The 15,235-nt window shown below is 61.8% G+C and carries 12 protein-coding genes; 10 read left to right on the top strand and 2 right to left on the bottom strand.

From position 1 onward, the window contains the following. Positions 1 to 9 precede the first annotated feature (9 nt). On the bottom strand, positions 10 to 324 hold the full coding sequence (locus ACFR9U_RS10720; RefSeq protein WP_247373454.1) for a hypothetical protein: 315 nt from the start codon (positions 322 to 324) through the stop codon (positions 10 to 12). Positions 325 to 473: 149 nt separating this feature from the next. Here ACFR9U_RS10720 and ACFR9U_RS10725 point away from each other — a divergent pair, with 149 nt between their 5' ends. The 10 genes from ACFR9U_RS10725 (at position 474) to ACFR9U_RS10770 (ending at position 12,542) form a co-directional block, all read left to right on the top strand. After that, entirely contained in the window at positions 474 to 689 is a 216-nt protein-coding gene (locus ACFR9U_RS10725; RefSeq protein WP_247373452.1) for a hypothetical protein, read from the top strand. Between the two features lie 68 nt (positions 690 to 757). Next, positions 758 to 1,246, top strand: coding sequence for an Lrp/AsnC family transcriptional regulator (locus tag ACFR9U_RS10730; protein ID WP_247373449.1), 489 nt, complete (start codon positions 758 to 760; stop codon positions 1,244 to 1,246). A gap of 2 nt (positions 1,247 to 1,248) precedes the next feature. Next, positions 1,249 to 2,388: a pyridoxal phosphate-dependent aminotransferase gene (locus ACFR9U_RS10735; RefSeq protein WP_282593993.1), complete on the top strand. Its 1,140-nt coding sequence runs from the start codon at positions 1,249 to 1,251 to the stop codon at positions 2,386 to 2,388. Between the two features lie 374 nt (positions 2,389 to 2,762). Further along, positions 2,763 to 5,495, top strand: coding sequence for a type II/IV secretion system ATPase subunit (locus tag ACFR9U_RS10740; protein ID WP_247373435.1), 2,733 nt, complete (start codon positions 2,763 to 2,765; stop codon positions 5,493 to 5,495). Between the two features lie 3 nt (positions 5,496 to 5,498). After that, a complete protein-coding gene (locus ACFR9U_RS10745) occupies positions 5,499 to 7,532 on the top strand; it encodes a type II secretion system F family protein (RefSeq protein ID WP_247373422.1) in 2,034 nt (677 codons plus the stop codon). 18 nt (positions 7,533 to 7,550) lie between these two features. Continuing rightward, positions 7,551 to 8,066 carry a DUF7287 family protein gene (locus ACFR9U_RS10750; RefSeq protein WP_247373410.1) on the top strand — a complete coding sequence of 172 codons (516 nt, stop codon included), beginning with the start codon at positions 7,551 to 7,553 and terminating at the stop codon, positions 8,064 to 8,066. A gap of 2 nt (positions 8,067 to 8,068) precedes the next feature. Then, the gene (locus ACFR9U_RS10755; RefSeq protein WP_247373408.1) at positions 8,069 to 8,710 is read left to right on the top strand and encodes a DUF7288 family protein; all 642 of its coding nucleotides are present in this window, start codon (positions 8,069 to 8,071) and stop codon (positions 8,708 to 8,710) included. Continuing rightward, positions 8,704 to 9,714, top strand: coding sequence for a DUF7261 family protein (locus tag ACFR9U_RS10760; RefSeq protein ID WP_247373405.1), 1,011 nt, complete (start codon positions 8,704 to 8,706; stop codon positions 9,712 to 9,714). The genes ACFR9U_RS10755 and ACFR9U_RS10760 overlap by 7 nt, the downstream gene beginning before the upstream one ends. After that, positions 9,711 to 11,696, top strand: coding sequence for a DUF7266 family protein (locus ACFR9U_RS10765; protein WP_247373403.1), 1,986 nt, complete (start codon positions 9,711 to 9,713; stop codon positions 11,694 to 11,696). Before ACFR9U_RS10760 ends, ACFR9U_RS10765 begins: the two co-directional genes overlap by 4 nt. Positions 11,697 to 11,708: 12 nt before the next feature. Next, entirely contained in the window at positions 11,709 to 12,542 is an 834-nt protein-coding gene (locus ACFR9U_RS10770; protein ID WP_247373401.1) for a DUF7289 family protein, read from the top strand. Between the two features lie 197 nt (positions 12,543 to 12,739). Here the strand turns inward: ACFR9U_RS10770 and ACFR9U_RS10775 are convergent, their stop codons facing one another. Further along, entirely contained in the window at positions 12,740 to 15,094 is a 2,355-nt protein-coding gene (locus ACFR9U_RS10775) for a vWA domain-containing protein (RefSeq protein WP_247373399.1), read from the bottom strand. Positions 15,095 to 15,235: the final 141 nt, after the last annotated feature.

Raw genomic sequence — 15,235 nt, forward strand, 5'->3', positions numbered from 1 at the left:
CGAGGGGATTCAGTCCGACTGTGCAGCGGTGACGGCGTCGCCGAACTCGCGGGCTTTCTCGAGGACTGTGCTGTCTTCGTTGACCGAGTAGGCGACTTCTTCACCCTCGGATTGGTGTTTCTCCAAGATCCCGAGTTCCACGACGTGTTCGACGTCGTCCATGAGATGCAGCGTCTTCAGGGCGATCCCGGTCATCTCTGCGAGCTCCGAGCGGCTGTACGTCTCCCCTTCCTCCATGGTGAGGGCAGTGTTGATGATCGTTGCGACCTCGTCGTTGTCCGCGACGAAGGCCCATCCCGTCTCCGCTGTCGTATCACCCTGCATGTGAGTGTCAGGTTCGTTGGGGTGCTGATATCTTAAACCTAGGAGCCCTTCGGCGCGCTGAGTCGCCGTCGAGTAAACAGCGGCTGCCGCGCGGGAGGTCGCAGTCTGGACGAGATACCTATTTCCCCGGTCGGGGGCAATACGAGAATATGTCGCCGAATCGAGATTCGCTCGCGGGGTCGTGGCTCAAGCGACAACTTGTGGTGTTCGGTGGCGTGTCGTGCGTCTCAGCCGTGCTGGTGAAACTGCTGTGGCTGACGACGCTGAGCGAACTCTACGGCACGCTGGCCGTCGATCTCTGGCTCTCGCTTTCCGTCGCGCTCTCGGTAGCCATCGTCTTTTACGTCAGAACTGACGCGCTGTAGGGGCGGTCCCACTGGGAATCGGAGCGGCATGTAGCAAGTCTTTAGTCCGCGCTCGGGTGCGTGTAGGTATGAGCAGTCGCGCTGAGATACTGGAGTTGCTCCGGGAGAATGCGCGCTACTCCACCGAGGACATGGCGCGCCAGACCGACCTATCGGAGAGCGAGGTCGAGGCAGCGATCGAGGAGCTCGAAGCCGACGGCGTCATTCGCGGGTACACGGCCGTCGTCGACTGGGGCGAGACGGACGAGGAACGGGTCCGCGCACTGGTCGAACTCAACGTCACCCTCGACCGCGAGACCAGCTACGCCGACATCGCGGCGCGACTGGCGAAGTTCCCCGAGGTCGAGTCGCTCCGACTCGTCAGCGGCGACTACGACTTCGACATGGAGGTCGAGGGCGACTCCATGCGCGAAGTGTCCCGGTTCATCAGCGACAAGGTCGCGCCCGTCCCCGAGATCACCCAGACCGTGACCCACTACGTCATGGAATCCTACAAGGAAAGCGGGATCGAGTTCGGTGACGGCCACGACGACGACCGCCTGTCCGTCTCACCGTGACCATGAAGGTGTCAGATCGCGTCGACCAGGTGCCGCCGTCGGGCATCCGCCGGTTCTTCGAACTCGCCGAGGAGATGGACGACATCATCTCACTGGGAGTCGGTGAACCGGATTTCTCGGCACCCTGGAGCGCCCGAGACGCCGCCATCGCGTCGCTCGAGCGGGGCCAGACCTCCTACACGGCCAACCGCGGCAAGAAAGAACTCCGCGAGGCCATCGCCCGCGACCAGAACGAGCGGTACGGTCTCGACTACGACCCCGAGGAGGAGATCATCGTCACGGCGGGTGCGAGCGAAGCCATCGACCTGGCGTTCCGGGCGCTGGTCGACCCCGGCGACACCGTGGCCGTCGCCCAGCCCAGTTACGTCTCGTACGTGCCGGGCGTTATCTTCGCCGGCGGCGATCCACTGCCGGTGGCGACCCGCGCCGAAGACGAGTTCAAACTGACCTACGAGGTCTTAGAAGAGAGCGGTGCGGCCGACGCCGAGGTGCTGGTCTACTGCTACCCGAACAACCCGACGGGGGCGACGATGACGGGCGACGAACTCCAGGAGGTCGCGGAGTTCTGTCGCGAACACGATCTGATCGTCCTCTCGGACGAGATCTACTCCGAACTCACCTACGAGCACGAGCACACCTCTATCGCGACGCTGCCGGGCATGCGCGAACGGACCATCGTGTTCAACGGTTTCTCGAAGGCCTACGCGATGACCGGTCTCCGCCTCGGGTACGCGATGGGGCCGCCGGAGGCAATCGCGGGGATGAACCGCGTCCACCAGTACACGATGCTGTCGGCGCCGACGACGGCCCAGCACGCGGCGCTCGACGCCCTCGAGAACTGCGACGAGGACGTCAGGGAGATGACCACCCAGTACGACCGCCGCCGCAAATTCGTCCTCTCGCGGTTCGAAGAGATGGGCCTGTCCTGCTTCGACGCGGCCGGTGCGTTCTACGCGTTCCCCGAGTGTCCCTGGGACGACGCCGACGAGTTCGCCGAGGAACTCCTCCACGAGGAGAAGGTCGCGGTCGTTCCCGGCAACGCCTTCGGAGAGGGCGGCGACGGCCACCTCCGCGTCTCGTACGCGACGGGACTGGGCGAACTCAAAGAGGCGATGTCGCGCATCGAAGCGTTCCTCGACTGACGGCCCGCGTTCACCGTTGCTGTACTGTCGGTTCCACGGTTAGTACCGCGATTTCGACCCCGATTATCAGACTTCGAATTCACAGGGCCACCGGCGGCTATCGCGTCGACTTGTCTCTCATCTAATCTGATAGCGAATCATCTTGTTTGGTTCGAGACTCGACCGATACCGCATATTGAATCCCTAAAAAGACGTCTGTCCGCGGAATCTACTTCCGTTGGTCGGATATCACAAAAATGTCTACTGACGACTGGTCTGTGATTCAACTGGTCGGATAGAGTTGGTGAAATAGTCAAACCGCAAGACGTGAAGGTTGTGTGATTTGATAAACCGCCCACAACCTTTTTTCCCTCTTACGAGCAACCTGTTGAGCAATGGCAGCCGATGACAAAGACGGGGGCGACGCCGAGCAGGCCCAATCCGATCAGAGCCTCGGGAGCGACTCTGAGGCGGAGGAACTCCTCGCTCGCGTCGAACGCGCGTCCGTCGGGGAGTACACGTGGGAGGACTTCAGACGAGAGTTCCACACGGGTGGTCCGTTCGACCGGACGGAGTATCTCGGATTCGACCCGCGGAAGATCGAGGACAAGCTCATCCAGGGAGCGAGCGCAGCCAAGGGCGTCAACGAACCCTGGGAGGAGTTTCTCGATCCCGATAACGTCCCGATCGTCAAGGACACGTACAAGTGGGAACACTACAAGCAGGAGTACTACTACGACGCCAACGGTGATGCACCGCGGACCAGCGGCGGCGAGAAAAAGCCCTTCGACAAGGAGGAGGAACTCGGCATGTCGACTGCCGACCTCGAGGGGCTGCTCAGTTTCGGACAGGGACTGGCGGACGAACTCCACGGGATCGTCGACGAGCGGACGGTCAACGTCAACGAGGATCTAGACGAGGACATGTTCTTCTCGACCGTCGACGGCAAGACGACGGTCGTCAACCGCTACGACGTCGAGAAAGCCGTCCCACTGGAGAAAAAGTCCCACTTCGAGGAGATCGAACGCTACTGGGTGAACAAGCCCTACGCGTGCGTCATCATCTTCCACTCGAAGAAGGAAAACGAGAAGAAGTACTACGTCATCGAGCCGTATCTCAACTCTATCGAAACGGACCTGCAGGACTTTCTGGCCGGGAAGCTCAAGACCGCGATCAAGTACTCGGAGGACGACGTCATCGTCGAGGGGACCGAGGCGGACCGGGCCAAAGTCATCCAGCGCGAAGCCCAGCGGTTGATGGACCGGTACAACCTCTACGAGGACGGCGCGGAGCCGGTCTTCGAATCCCCGATCGACGACGAAGACGAGGAGCCCGAACCCGAGCCAGAACCTGAACTCGGCGCGATCGGCGAGTTCAAGAAGATGCTCGGGATGGAGGTCGAACCGCCCGAACCGCAACCGCCGGAACCCGTCGAGGAGTCCGAAGACGAACCGGAACCCGACTCCGACGGTGAACCGGAACTCGGTGCGATCGGCGAGTTCAAGAAGATGCTCGGGATGGACGTCGAAGTACCCGACGCAAACGACGGCGACCTCGCCGGGATCAGCGCCCGTCCGGAACCCGCGGTGCTCGAAGAGGACCCGGACGAGCTGAACGAGTACCAGGTCGAGAAGCTCCTCTACGTTCTCAAGCGGAACTTCATCGGGTTCGCGAAGATCGACCCCATCAAACACGACATCAACGTGGAGGACGTGTCGTGTGACGGATACAACTCGCGGGTGTTCGTCTATCACACCGACTACGAACAGATAATCTCGAACGTCGAACACGGCGAGAAGAGCTTGGACGACTTCGTCGTCAAGCTCGCGCAGCGGTCAGGGAAAGGCATCTCGAAGCGGCAACCGCAGGTCGACGCGACGCTCCCGGACGGGTCGCGTGCCCAGCTCACCCTCGGACGCGAGGTGTCCGATCACGGGACCAACTACACCATCCGTCAGTTCAAGGACGTCCCGTTCACGCCGATCGACCTCATCAACTGGAACACCTTCTCCCTGGACGAGATGGCGTTCCTGTGGCTCTGCATCGAGAACCACAAGTCGCTCATCTTCGCCGGGGGTACCGCGTCCGGGAAGACGACGTCGCTGAACGCGGTGTCGCTTTTCATTCCGTCGAGCGCAAAAATCGTCTCCATCGAGGACACCCGCGAGGTCGAACTGCCCCAGCGCAACTGGGTCGCGAGCGTCACTCGACCGTCGTTCGGTGAAGACGACACCGGTGACGTCGACGAGTTCGACCTGCTGGAGGCCGCACTGCGCCAACGTCCGGACTACATCGTGATGGGTGAGATCCGTGGTGAGGAGGGTCGGACCCTCTTCCAGGTCATGTCGACGGGTCACACCACCTACACCACGTTCCACGCCGACTCCGTTGGCGAGGTCATCAAGCGGTTTACCACGGAACCGATCAACGTCTCGAAGACGCTGTTCACGGCGCTGGATCTCGTCTCCATCCAGACCCAGACGCGGACGGGCGGGCGCAAGGTACGTCGGAACAAGACGCTGACCGAGATCAACGAGTACTCCGCGGAACACGACGAGATCAACGTCAGGGACGTCTACCAGTGGCAGGCCGAGACGGACACGTTCATCCAGATGGGCCAGTCCAACACGCTGGAAGACATCAAGTTCGACCGCGGATGGAACCAGGATCGGTTGGACGAAGAGCTGTTCAAACGCGAAGTCGTCCTGGCGTACCTCATCAACAACAACATCAACACCTATCAGCAGGTGGCCGCGACCATCCAGGCGTTCATCAACGATCCGGACACGATTCTCACTCTCATCGCCCACGGGGCGCTCGAGGAGAGCCTCGAAGACCTCCGGGAGATGGAGTCGGTCTCGATCAACATCGACCAGAAGAAAGAGGAGATGGTTCCTCGGCCGGAGGCAGGCGAGGAGATGCTGGAGGAGACCGACGAGATTCTGGACAACGCCCAGCCGATGTTCGACCGGTTTAAGAGCACCGAGACGCCGGACATCGTCCAGGCGCTGGGTGGCATCGAGATCGAGGACGACGTCGAAGCCACCGAAGAACAAGAGACGGACACGGAGATCGACTTCGGCCAGTTCGTGACGAAGGCCGGGACAGAAATGGAAGAAGGAGAGTAAACGATGAGTCTCGATACTCGCGACAGCCAGTCGATCAGTAGTGGCGGCAGCCTCGGCGACACGTTCTATCCCCTCTACGAGTCGATGTTCGACACGGAGGGCGACTTCGTCAGCGGCGTCGAGAACAAGCTCGCCCAGGCGCGTATGCCCCAGAACGTCGAGTTGTTCCTCTCCCGCGCGCTCGGCGTCGGTGCTCTCGCCGGCCTCGCGCTGTGGCTGATCGGCTCGATGATCGGGTACGCCATCTTCATGCTCTTTCTGGACGAGGCGCCCGTCATTCTCGGGCTGCCCAAGTCACAGATCCCGCCCATCGTCACGACGCTGAAGGTACCGCTGCTGATCTTCATCACCGGTATCGTCTTCGGCCTGATCGGCTTCGGGATCGGCTTCGGCTCGATGGTGTCGATCCCGTACTTCCGTGCCGGAGCGCGCAAACGCGAGATCAACGTCCTGCTGTCGGACGCCATCTCGTTCATGTACGCGCTGTCCGTCGGTGGCCTCAACCAGCTCGAAATCCTGCAGGCGATGGCACGGGCGGACGACACGTACGGCGAAGTGTCCAAGGAGTTCCAGTCCATCGTCCTGGAGACCGAGTACTTCGACACCGACTACCGCACCTCGATCCGGAATCAGGCGCTCCAGACGCCCAGCGACGAACTGGCGCAGTTCCTGACCGACATGCTCTCGATCGTCGACTCGGGGGGTGACATGACGGGGTTCCTCGAGGACCAGAAGGAAAAGCACATGCGAACGGCCAAGCAGGAGCAAAAGCAGGTTCTGGAGACCATGGAGCTGTTCGGCGAGATGTACATGACGCTCTCGCTGTTCCCACTCCTGCTCATCATCATCCTCGTCATCATGTCGATGATGGGAAGCTCCAAGCAGATGCTGCTGCTGGGGACCGTCTACGGACTGATCCCGCTCACCGGCATCGGCTTCCTGGTGTTGGTCTCGACGATCACGCAGGACGAGATCGGCGACGGCTACCTCCGACCGGAAGGCAAGCGAGAAGACGTCGTCGTCCGCGAAGGGCTTGACGTGCTCAACCTCGGACTGGTCGAGCGCTACACGGGCGAGTACGGCGTCTTCGACAAGATCAGGAGCCGGGAACGCTCCTACGAAGTCAACGAGATTCTCGCGAAACCCCACCTCTTCTTCAGAGACAACCCGACGGTCGTGCTGGCGGCGACGGTGCCGCTGTCGCTCGTGGCACTGCTCATCTCCGTGCTGTGGGGCATGGCGCCCCTGTCGCCGCAGGGCTTCGTCGACCATCCAGTCAGGTCGACGTTCTTCTGGGTGTACGTTCCCCTGTACATCAACTTCGTCCCGCTGATGATCTTCTACGAGTGGAACGTCCGCGCTCGGAAGGGCGTCGTGGGCCAGCTCTCGGAGAACCTACGGAAACTCTCCAGTGCTAACGACACCGGGATGACGCTGCTGGAATCGATGAAGGTGGTGTCCGAGACCTCTTCGGGGAAACTGGCCGACGAGTTCGAGACGATGTACGCGAAGGTCAACTACGGCACCAGCCTCAGGGACGCGATGCGGGAGTTCAACAACAAGTACCACATCCCGCGACTCGCCCGCACTGTCAAGCTCATCAGCAAGGCACAGGAAGCGTCGAGCCAGATTCAGGACGTCCTGACGACCGCGGCGCAGGCCTCGGAGAATCAGGACGACATCGACCGCGAGCGCAAGTCGCGGACGCGGATGCAGGTCGCCATCATCATCATGACGTACCTGACGCTGCTCGGCGTCATGGCCCTGCTGAAAACCCAGTTCCTCGACGTGATGTCGGGGCTCGCCAACCAGGCGTCAGGGAGCGGTGGCGGCGGCGCAGCGGCCGGCGGTGGCCAGTTCGGCGGTAACGTCGACACGAACCTGCTGTCGGTGCTGTTCTTCCACGCCGTGACGCTGCAGGCGATCCTGTCGTCGTTCATCGCCGGGTACATCCGCGACGTCGATCTCATCTCCGGGGTCAAGTTTGCGGTGATCCTCCCGACGATCGCACTGATCACCTGGATCGCGGTGGCCTGACGACCCTCTCCCCCAACAATGTCCTCGAAACCTCCGACCAGAACGCGCCGCTCGGGATCGCTGAGCGATGACGACCGGGCGCAAACGCTCCACGACTTCCTGTTCGGCATCAGCCTGTTCCTGGTGACGGTCACGCTCGTGTTCGGGCTGTTCCCGAGTTTTCTGACGCCGTTTACCTCCGGTGTCGGCTCTGCGGAAAAGGCGCAGGCAGACCGCGTGGGGCGAGCCATCCTCCTGAACCTCTCGGAAGGGACTGAACGAAACGAGCTGAACGCCACGGAGCTGCAAACCGTCCTCAGTAAATCTGAAGACCAGCTCCGGACTCGGTACGGACTCCCGAGGAATGCAAACATAAATATATCTGTCAAGTCAATCAACAACAACGAATTGGTGACGTACGACGGGACCGTCATGGCCACGCCGAACTCCGCGTCGAATCAGAGCGCGGCGTCGAGCGCCCGGATCGTCACGTTTCGCAATCGAACGACCGACGCTTGTCGCCCCGCCTGTCGCCTGGTGGTCAAAGTCTGGTAATCATGTCTCGGAGAACGAAACGCACACGCACGGATCGATCGCAGGCGTTCACACTCGAGGGGCTCGTCGGCTCGATCGTGGTGCTGTCCGCGGTCGTGTTCGCACTGCAGGCCGTCGTCATCACGCCGACGACGGGCGGATCGGTCAATCCGGAGGTACGGACGCAGCTCCAGACCGAGGCGAGCGACATCCTCATTTCTGTCGGCCAGAACGAGACGTTCGGGCTCCAGCAGTACGTCCTGTACTGGTCACAGGACAGCCAACGGTACGCAGGCTCCGTCAACCAGCGGATCGGGTACGGGAGTTCCACTCCGCCCGGGTCGTTCGGTGACCTCCTCTCGACGACGTTCTCGGAGCGTGGCCAATCGTACAACGTCGTGTTCAAATACCGAACGAACGACTCGAATCGGACCGGGACGGTCCCGTTCGCGTACCGCGGTGAACCCTCGGACGACGCGGTGACCGCGACGTACACGGTGACGCTGTACGACAACATGACCCTCACGGCCCCGAACGCGACGGGCGTCGAAATCTGGCGGTACGACACGAACCAGACCAACAACGAGCGCGGCTACTACCCGATTCCCAACGCCATCGACGGTCCGGTGTACAACGTCGTGGAGGTGCGATTGACAGTATGGTGACCCCTGATACAGCCGCCGACGACTCGGACCGGGAACGCGGACAGCTCGTCCTCACTGCGGCCATCGGGATCGGACTCGTCATCGTCGGGCTCGTCGTCGTCATCAACACGGTGCTGGTGTCCGAGAACCTCTCGACCAGCGAGTCGCTCGAAAGCTCGGACGAGGTGACGAAGTTCAGCACGAGCGCGCAGCGGAACACGCGCTCGCTGGTCCTTCGTCTCAACCACTGGCAGCGCAACCAGACTGGACCGCAGATCGGCCGCAACGTCCGCCACAACGTCTCGAATTACAGCCGTGCGCTCGGCGAGAGCTACGCTGAAACCGGTATCTCCGTCGTGAACCTCTCGTACAACAACGACAGCTCGACGTGGGGGACCCGGATCGTCCAGACGAACGACAGTTGGATCACGGACGCCGCGAACGACTCCGACTGGACGCTCTTCGAGTCGAACGATCACGCTAACGCTCGCCGATTCGTCTTCAACCTGAACACGAGCCACACGTCGACGGACCAGTTCAACGTCACCTTCGACAACGGGACCGAGACCGTCGAGATCGGCATTCAGCGGAAACGCGAGTCGATCGCGGTGAGTTCGGAGCGCAGCCTCGGCGGGGACGTCCAGGACGTGATGTGTGATCCGTCCGGCAACCGCGTGCTGATCGATCTGATGACCGGCGAGGCGTTCACTGGTGACTGCGAGTTCAACGGCGTTCTCAATCGAACGGACCCTGAACGCACGCTCGAGCCACCGTACACTGTCTCCGTCGCCGACGGCGAGCACGGGTTCGGGAAGTTCAGCGTCGTCACGAACAGCTCGTTGGACACGTCCAGCGGGCCGTTCGGTCCCTGTGACCCACAGCAGGCTGACGATCTCGGGGTGAGCAGAACGAATCCCCACGACCCGTGTCGGTCGCCGATCGTCTGGCGTGCGAACATCACGACCACGTATCAGTCGACGTCGATCGACTACTGGCAGCAACACAACGTGAGTGTCTATCCATGAGCAGGCGCTTCCTCGACGACCGACGCGGCGTTTCGACGGTGGTGAGTCACACCCTGGCGATCGGTATCACGAGCATTCTGATCCTCGGACTGCTCTTTGCAGCCAACACGTATCTGGCCGACCAGGAGACGTTGGTGACCGAGGATTCCCTGGAGACGGTCGGGAACCGACTTGCCTCCGAACTGTCCCAGCTCGACCGGCTCAGTACCCGTCGTGCGAACGTGACGATGTGGGCCACCCACCAGGAACGCATCGCCGGGGCGTCCTACGACGTTCGGATAGATCACGGGCCAGAGTGCGACACGAACACGATCACTGCCGAGACCTGCCTCGTGGTGTACTCCGCCGAACTCGACGTCGAACGGCGCGTCCCGATCCAGAACGACAGCGATCTCGCGATCAATCAGACCAGTCCGGGACGGTTCCAACTCGTCGCGCTCGACACCGGGACGCGGTCCGGTCGGTCCTCACTCGCTGGCACGAGCGACCTCGTCGAGTCGAACATGCGAGTCGGGATCGGGGAAGACGTCAAGCGAGACAACATCGGAGAGGCGCGTGAACTCCAGAACATCCCACCGACGAACCTGTCGATCAGGATCGATCGGCGAACGTCCTCGGAGTACCCGCAGAACGGCGAGCCGATCGACTTCGTCGTCGAAGCGGACGACGCCGACGGGAAGATCGACACCTACAGCATCGAGTGGGGCGACGGCTCTGCCCAGTTCTCGCGCGATCCGGACCCCAACGTGACCGACCTGAAAGACGGCACGCCCACACACCAGTACGCGAGCGCCGGCGTGTACGGGCTCACGTTCACGGCGACCGACGACGACGGGGAATCAGCGACGATCACCGAACCCATCAACATCTCCGGTCTCCACTTGAACAGTCTCACGCGAGTGGGCTCGCCTTCTGGCTACGCCATTACGCTCGACGTGACGAACACGCACGATCGGGCCGTCGACGTCGAGAGTCTGTTCCTGAACCCCAGCGACGACGATACCGACAGAATCGACAACGACGCCGGTCCGGAGTTGGCGATCGACACCGACGATGACGGCGACTACGAACGGGCGTACTCCGCGGATGATCTCCCACAACGGAACGACATTCCCGAGACGGGGCTGTTCACTGGGACGAGTCTCGACGACGGAGACGATCCGGACGACCTGCCGACAATTCCCGCGAACGCGGACGCGAAGATCGCGTTCCGCGGCGTCGAATCGGGCGGTGACGACACCTACGACATCGGCGTCAACTACCTGCTCGACGAGCGGATCGTGACCAGTAAGTTCACCGACGTCGGTCCGGACGCTGGTCCGACGGTGTCGATCACCGGCTACTCCCCGTCGAACCCCGAGCCGTCAGATACGATCCAGTTCACGGCGAGTGCGTCTGATCCCGACGGGTCCATCACCAACTACGAATGGAACTTCGGTGACGGGGACACCGCCAGCGGACCGAGTCGGACCAACCCGTCGCACACGTACAGTTCCCCCGGCTGGTACACGGTCACGCTGACGGTCACTGACGACGCCGGCGCGACGTACACGACCACGGAAACGATTCGCGTCGCCCCAGATGCGAACGAAGTCGTCCAGCTCGACGGCAGTCCGGACGCCGGCTACGGATGGCTCCAGTTCGACCTCGAAAACACCGGCTCGGTCACCGTTTCCGTCGAGGACGTGACAGTGGACGTCACGAGCAGTAGCGACGCGACGGAGGTCGAGTGGGGAGCGTGGCGAGAGATCGAGTTCGACGAAGGGTGGCGAACCATCGGCCACTACTCGGACGACTTCGACCTGGGCACGCGTGTCGAACTCGATGACGCTGCCCAGATCGACGGCGGACACGAGACGGAAGTCACGGTGGCGTACGTCAGGGACGACGACGGTGACAGAGTCCACATGGACGACGAGACAATCGAGTTCACGGTCTACTTCAGCGACGGCACGCAGGAGACGTACACGCTCGACACATAGGACACGCAAACAATGGTTGACAAGAACCGAGTATCCGGCGCACACGAGTCCGAGACGGCCGACCAGGTCCCCGCCAGTTGGAGAGACGAACGTGGACTGAGCGATCTCGTCGGCTTCGTCCTCGCGTTTTTCGTCATTCTCGCGAGCGTGGGGTTCGTCTCGACGTTCGGCGTCGACGTGCTCGAAGACGTGCGGAACTCACAGCAGGAAAACAACGCCGAACAGGCGTTCAACGTGATGGCTAAGAACTTCGACGAGATCGAGCAGGCCCAGGCGCCGTCACGGACCGCCGAAATCGACCTGCGAGACGGGGACCTGTCGGTCAGGAACACCACGAAAGTAACGATCGAGGTGACCCACGACAACACCGGCTCGTTCGAGACGGCCGTGTATCCGCGGCAGATACGACTGCAGCCGAACCCGACCGATTCCACGGTTCTCCTCTACGAGAACGGAGCGACGATCCGGGGCACCAACCGGACCTCGCAAGGTATCGTCGACAACCCGCCGACGATGTCCTGCAGCGAGGACCAGGCGATCGTGTCGATCGTCCAGCTGAACACTTCGACCGACCGCCAGCTCGGGTCGGGAACGGTCAGAATCACTGGCTCCGAAAATCGAACGTCCCTCGTCTATCCGGTCAACCGGACCGGACAGAACAGTTCGACGAACGTCACTGATCTTCACCTCTCGTTCGAGTCGGAATTCAACACGGCGTGGGTCAGTTACCTCACCAAGAGTAGCGACGACGGGTGGGAGAAGGTGTCCGACACGGAAGTCCGCTGTCACGACATCGAACGAGTGTTCGTCCGGGAAACGGAAATCAACGTCCAGTTCGTGCGGTAACGGCTCGTCGCGTTCGGTTCGGTGACCGTCGCGAGGTCACGACCTGCCATCGTTCTTCGCGTCTCGTTACGCAGGGACTCGTCACCGTTGACAGGTGCGAGCGTGGCATCCAGGCTCACCGTCGGTCGGCTATCTGAAACCGAGCGCACGAGACCGGTCGTCCGTTCGTTCATTCTCTCGACGACGCGGTCGCGTGCTCAGCCAGCGTCACGCATCCGGACGTTCCGAACGCGGATGTTGATGATGTCCTCCGGTCGGGCTTCCTGTTCGGAGTGGCCGACTCGGTAGATGAGCGCCAGGCGGTTCCAGAGCGGGTCGTCTTCGCTCGCGACGCTATAGTTGTAGACGACGATCGCCTCGTTACTGGAGAGGTTCAGCCGGTAGTCCAGTCGGGTTCCGTTCACTTCTCGTTCGAGGTGCGACGAGAGCTGCATCGTCATGTTCTGCTCCCAGGGCGCGGATTCGTTCGCCAGGAGCGGCGTGGAACCTCTGATGTTCTCGAACTCCTGGGGATCGCCGCCGGGACCGCCAGACGGCGATCCCTTGTCGATGCCTGCCAGATACCCGTCAGTGTAGACGGTGATGTTCTCGTCGGAGATGTTGTTGGCGTTGTCCTCGTTGGGATCGTTACAGCGAACGACCTGGTGGCCGTTCTGGACCAGCGGCGTGACGGTCCAGTTGGGTTCGTCCTTGCCGTCCCCGTCGTCGTCGTGGTTGTCACCGCATCCGTACCAAGTTGCGTTGAGATACACCGTCTCGCCGTCGTCGACGGCGAACGCGTGTCTGAACGTCGAGGGCGCGAGGGGATCGTTGACGTTCAGGAACTCGCCGTTCCCCGTCGCCATCTCGTCCGTATCGCCTGCGACGAACGGCTCGAACACGCGCCCGCCCTCGATCGACGCGTTCGTCGAGACAGCGGTGCGCCGGATCTGCGTCCGAGTCACCGTCGTCGTCAGTGATTCCCTGAAGAACTCTCGGAGCTCCTCCGGATCACTCGTGTCCTTGTACTCGCCGCCGGTGATGTCGGCGATTTTCTTGAGCAACCCGTCCGCTGGGCCGCCGATTCTGACAGTGTAGACCGTGACGTTGCGAGCCGCGGCGCGTCTGGCGACGTCTTTCACGTCGCTGTTCGGATACACGTTGTTTTGCCCGTCCGTCAGGAGGACGACCGTCTGATTGCGGGTCTGGTTGCTGGCGGCGCTCAACGTGTGGAGCGCGCTGCTCAGTCCACAGTAGATACAGGTCGACCCCCCGTTGCCGACGGCGGCGATGCTCTCGTTGACGCCTGACGGAGACCATGACGTGATCCGGTCTCCCATATTACTCGTCAACAGGTGTTCGTTCCCGTGTTCGTCTTCCGGCCGGAGGATGCGCGCCGAAGCCGAATAGCCGACCACGCCGGCGCGGTCTGAGGTGTTGAGGACGGGCAACGACCCGGCTGCGGCCTCCTTTGCCTCCGACATTCTCGATCCACAGGAGTCACACAGATCGTTGCTGAGCATCGACCCGGACTCGTCGAGCACGAACACCGCGTCCGATGACACGCCGGTCTCTGCGAGCGACTGGACGACCTGGGTTTTGTTCGAGATCGAGAACGCCGTCGAGTTCGAGAGCGGCTGATACTGGACGGTGTAGGTGTTGGCTGCGCCTTTGTCGACGCTGATGTGTGCCGGCTTCGAGTCGGTGGCACTCGCACTGATCGTCGCCCCGGGACCGTTCTCGGTCATGTAGTCGGGCTGAGAACCGTCCGTAGTCAGGTTGACGACGTTGTTTTCGACGTCGTTTGCGACTTCCGAGAGTTCGTCCTGTCGGACGTACGTCAGCGCGGTCTGATTCTCCTCGAAGGTGCGTGCGTGTCCGACCTCGCTTTCGAGATAGTCGCCCCAGGCCTGATAGAAGATGCTGCCGTTGACTTTCAGCGTCACGTTGTCCGGACGGACGCAGGCCCCGCTGAGCACGCGGCCGGTCTTTCGAGCGGTCACTGTGGCCGAGGCAGTTTCGTTGAGGATCGCCTCGTTCGAGTTCTGGGTGATTCGACCCGAGAGATTGATCGCCGAGACGTCGAGCGTTCCGTTCTGGAACGTCACGTCGGGACTCGTCTGCATCACCGTGCCGCCGCCGGGATTCCCTCGCCAGACCCCACCGACCTCGTACCCCACGACCTGGTCCCGGTCCTCCTCGTACCGAATGGACGTGATGTTCACCGTGGTCTGACAATCTGGTCCCCCCGTGTGGCTGACGTTCCTGTTGACAGTGATGTTGATGACCCCGTCCCGCCTCACGCTCAAATCCCGCGGCGCCGTGTCACCGAGATCGAATCTGATCCGCGTGACGTCGGATAGCGACGAGAGCGTACTGAACCGCGAGTCGAGTTCCTGCAACACCAGCTGGGCGGACTGGTGGTTGACGTCGTTTTGCGCGTCGTCGATGAGGGTCGACCCGTTGACGGCGATGAGTAACACGGACGTGAGCACGATGCCCACCAGAATCACGTACCCGATCACCTCAGACGCACCACGGCGGTCACCCCGCAACCGAGATATGTCGCTCATGAACTTTCGGTTACACTTGATTGTTACACGATGGACATAAGATTGCCGCCTGTATTGACGTTCGTCACCGATTGCACAGCGCATGGCGACCACTACTTCACACGACAGGCTACGGTGGTCGCAGGAAGAATCTAAAGTGGC

Source organism: Halorientalis brevis, assembly GCF_042678165.1.
Taxonomy (GTDB): Archaea; Halobacteriota; Halobacteria; order Halobacteriales; family Haloarculaceae; genus Halorientalis; species Halorientalis brevis.

What these genes read in the sequence shown, in the direction of transcription:
- ACFR9U_RS10720 (WP_247373454.1), bottom strand. Translation starts at nt 324, where the DNA reads ATGCAGGGTGATACGACAGCGGAGACGGGATGGGCCTTCGTCGCGGAC.
- ACFR9U_RS10725 (WP_247373452.1), top strand. Translation starts at nt 474, where the DNA reads ATGTCGCCGAATCGAGATTCGCTCGCGGGGTCGTGGCTCAAGCGACAA.
- ACFR9U_RS10730 (WP_247373449.1), top strand. Translation starts at nt 758, where the DNA reads ATGAGCAGTCGCGCTGAGATACTGGAGTTGCTCCGGGAGAATGCGCGC.
- ACFR9U_RS10735 (WP_282593993.1), top strand. Translation starts at nt 1,249, where the DNA reads ATGAAGGTGTCAGATCGCGTCGACCAGGTGCCGCCGTCGGGCATCCGC.
- ACFR9U_RS10740 (WP_247373435.1), top strand. Translation starts at nt 2,763, where the DNA reads ATGGCAGCCGATGACAAAGACGGGGGCGACGCCGAGCAGGCCCAATCC.
- ACFR9U_RS10745 (WP_247373422.1), top strand. Translation starts at nt 5,499, where the DNA reads ATGAGTCTCGATACTCGCGACAGCCAGTCGATCAGTAGTGGCGGCAGC.
- ACFR9U_RS10750 (WP_247373410.1), top strand. Translation starts at nt 7,551, where the DNA reads ATGTCCTCGAAACCTCCGACCAGAACGCGCCGCTCGGGATCGCTGAGC.
- ACFR9U_RS10755 (WP_247373408.1), top strand. Translation starts at nt 8,069, where the DNA reads ATGTCTCGGAGAACGAAACGCACACGCACGGATCGATCGCAGGCGTTC.
- ACFR9U_RS10760 (WP_247373405.1), top strand. Translation starts at nt 8,704, where the DNA reads ATGGTGACCCCTGATACAGCCGCCGACGACTCGGACCGGGAACGCGGA.
- ACFR9U_RS10765 (WP_247373403.1), top strand. Translation starts at nt 9,711, where the DNA reads ATGAGCAGGCGCTTCCTCGACGACCGACGCGGCGTTTCGACGGTGGTG.
- ACFR9U_RS10770 (WP_247373401.1), top strand. Translation starts at nt 11,709, where the DNA reads ATGGTTGACAAGAACCGAGTATCCGGCGCACACGAGTCCGAGACGGCC.
- ACFR9U_RS10775 (WP_247373399.1), bottom strand. Translation starts at nt 15,094, where the DNA reads ATGAGCGACATATCTCGGTTGCGGGGTGACCGCCGTGGTGCGTCTGAG.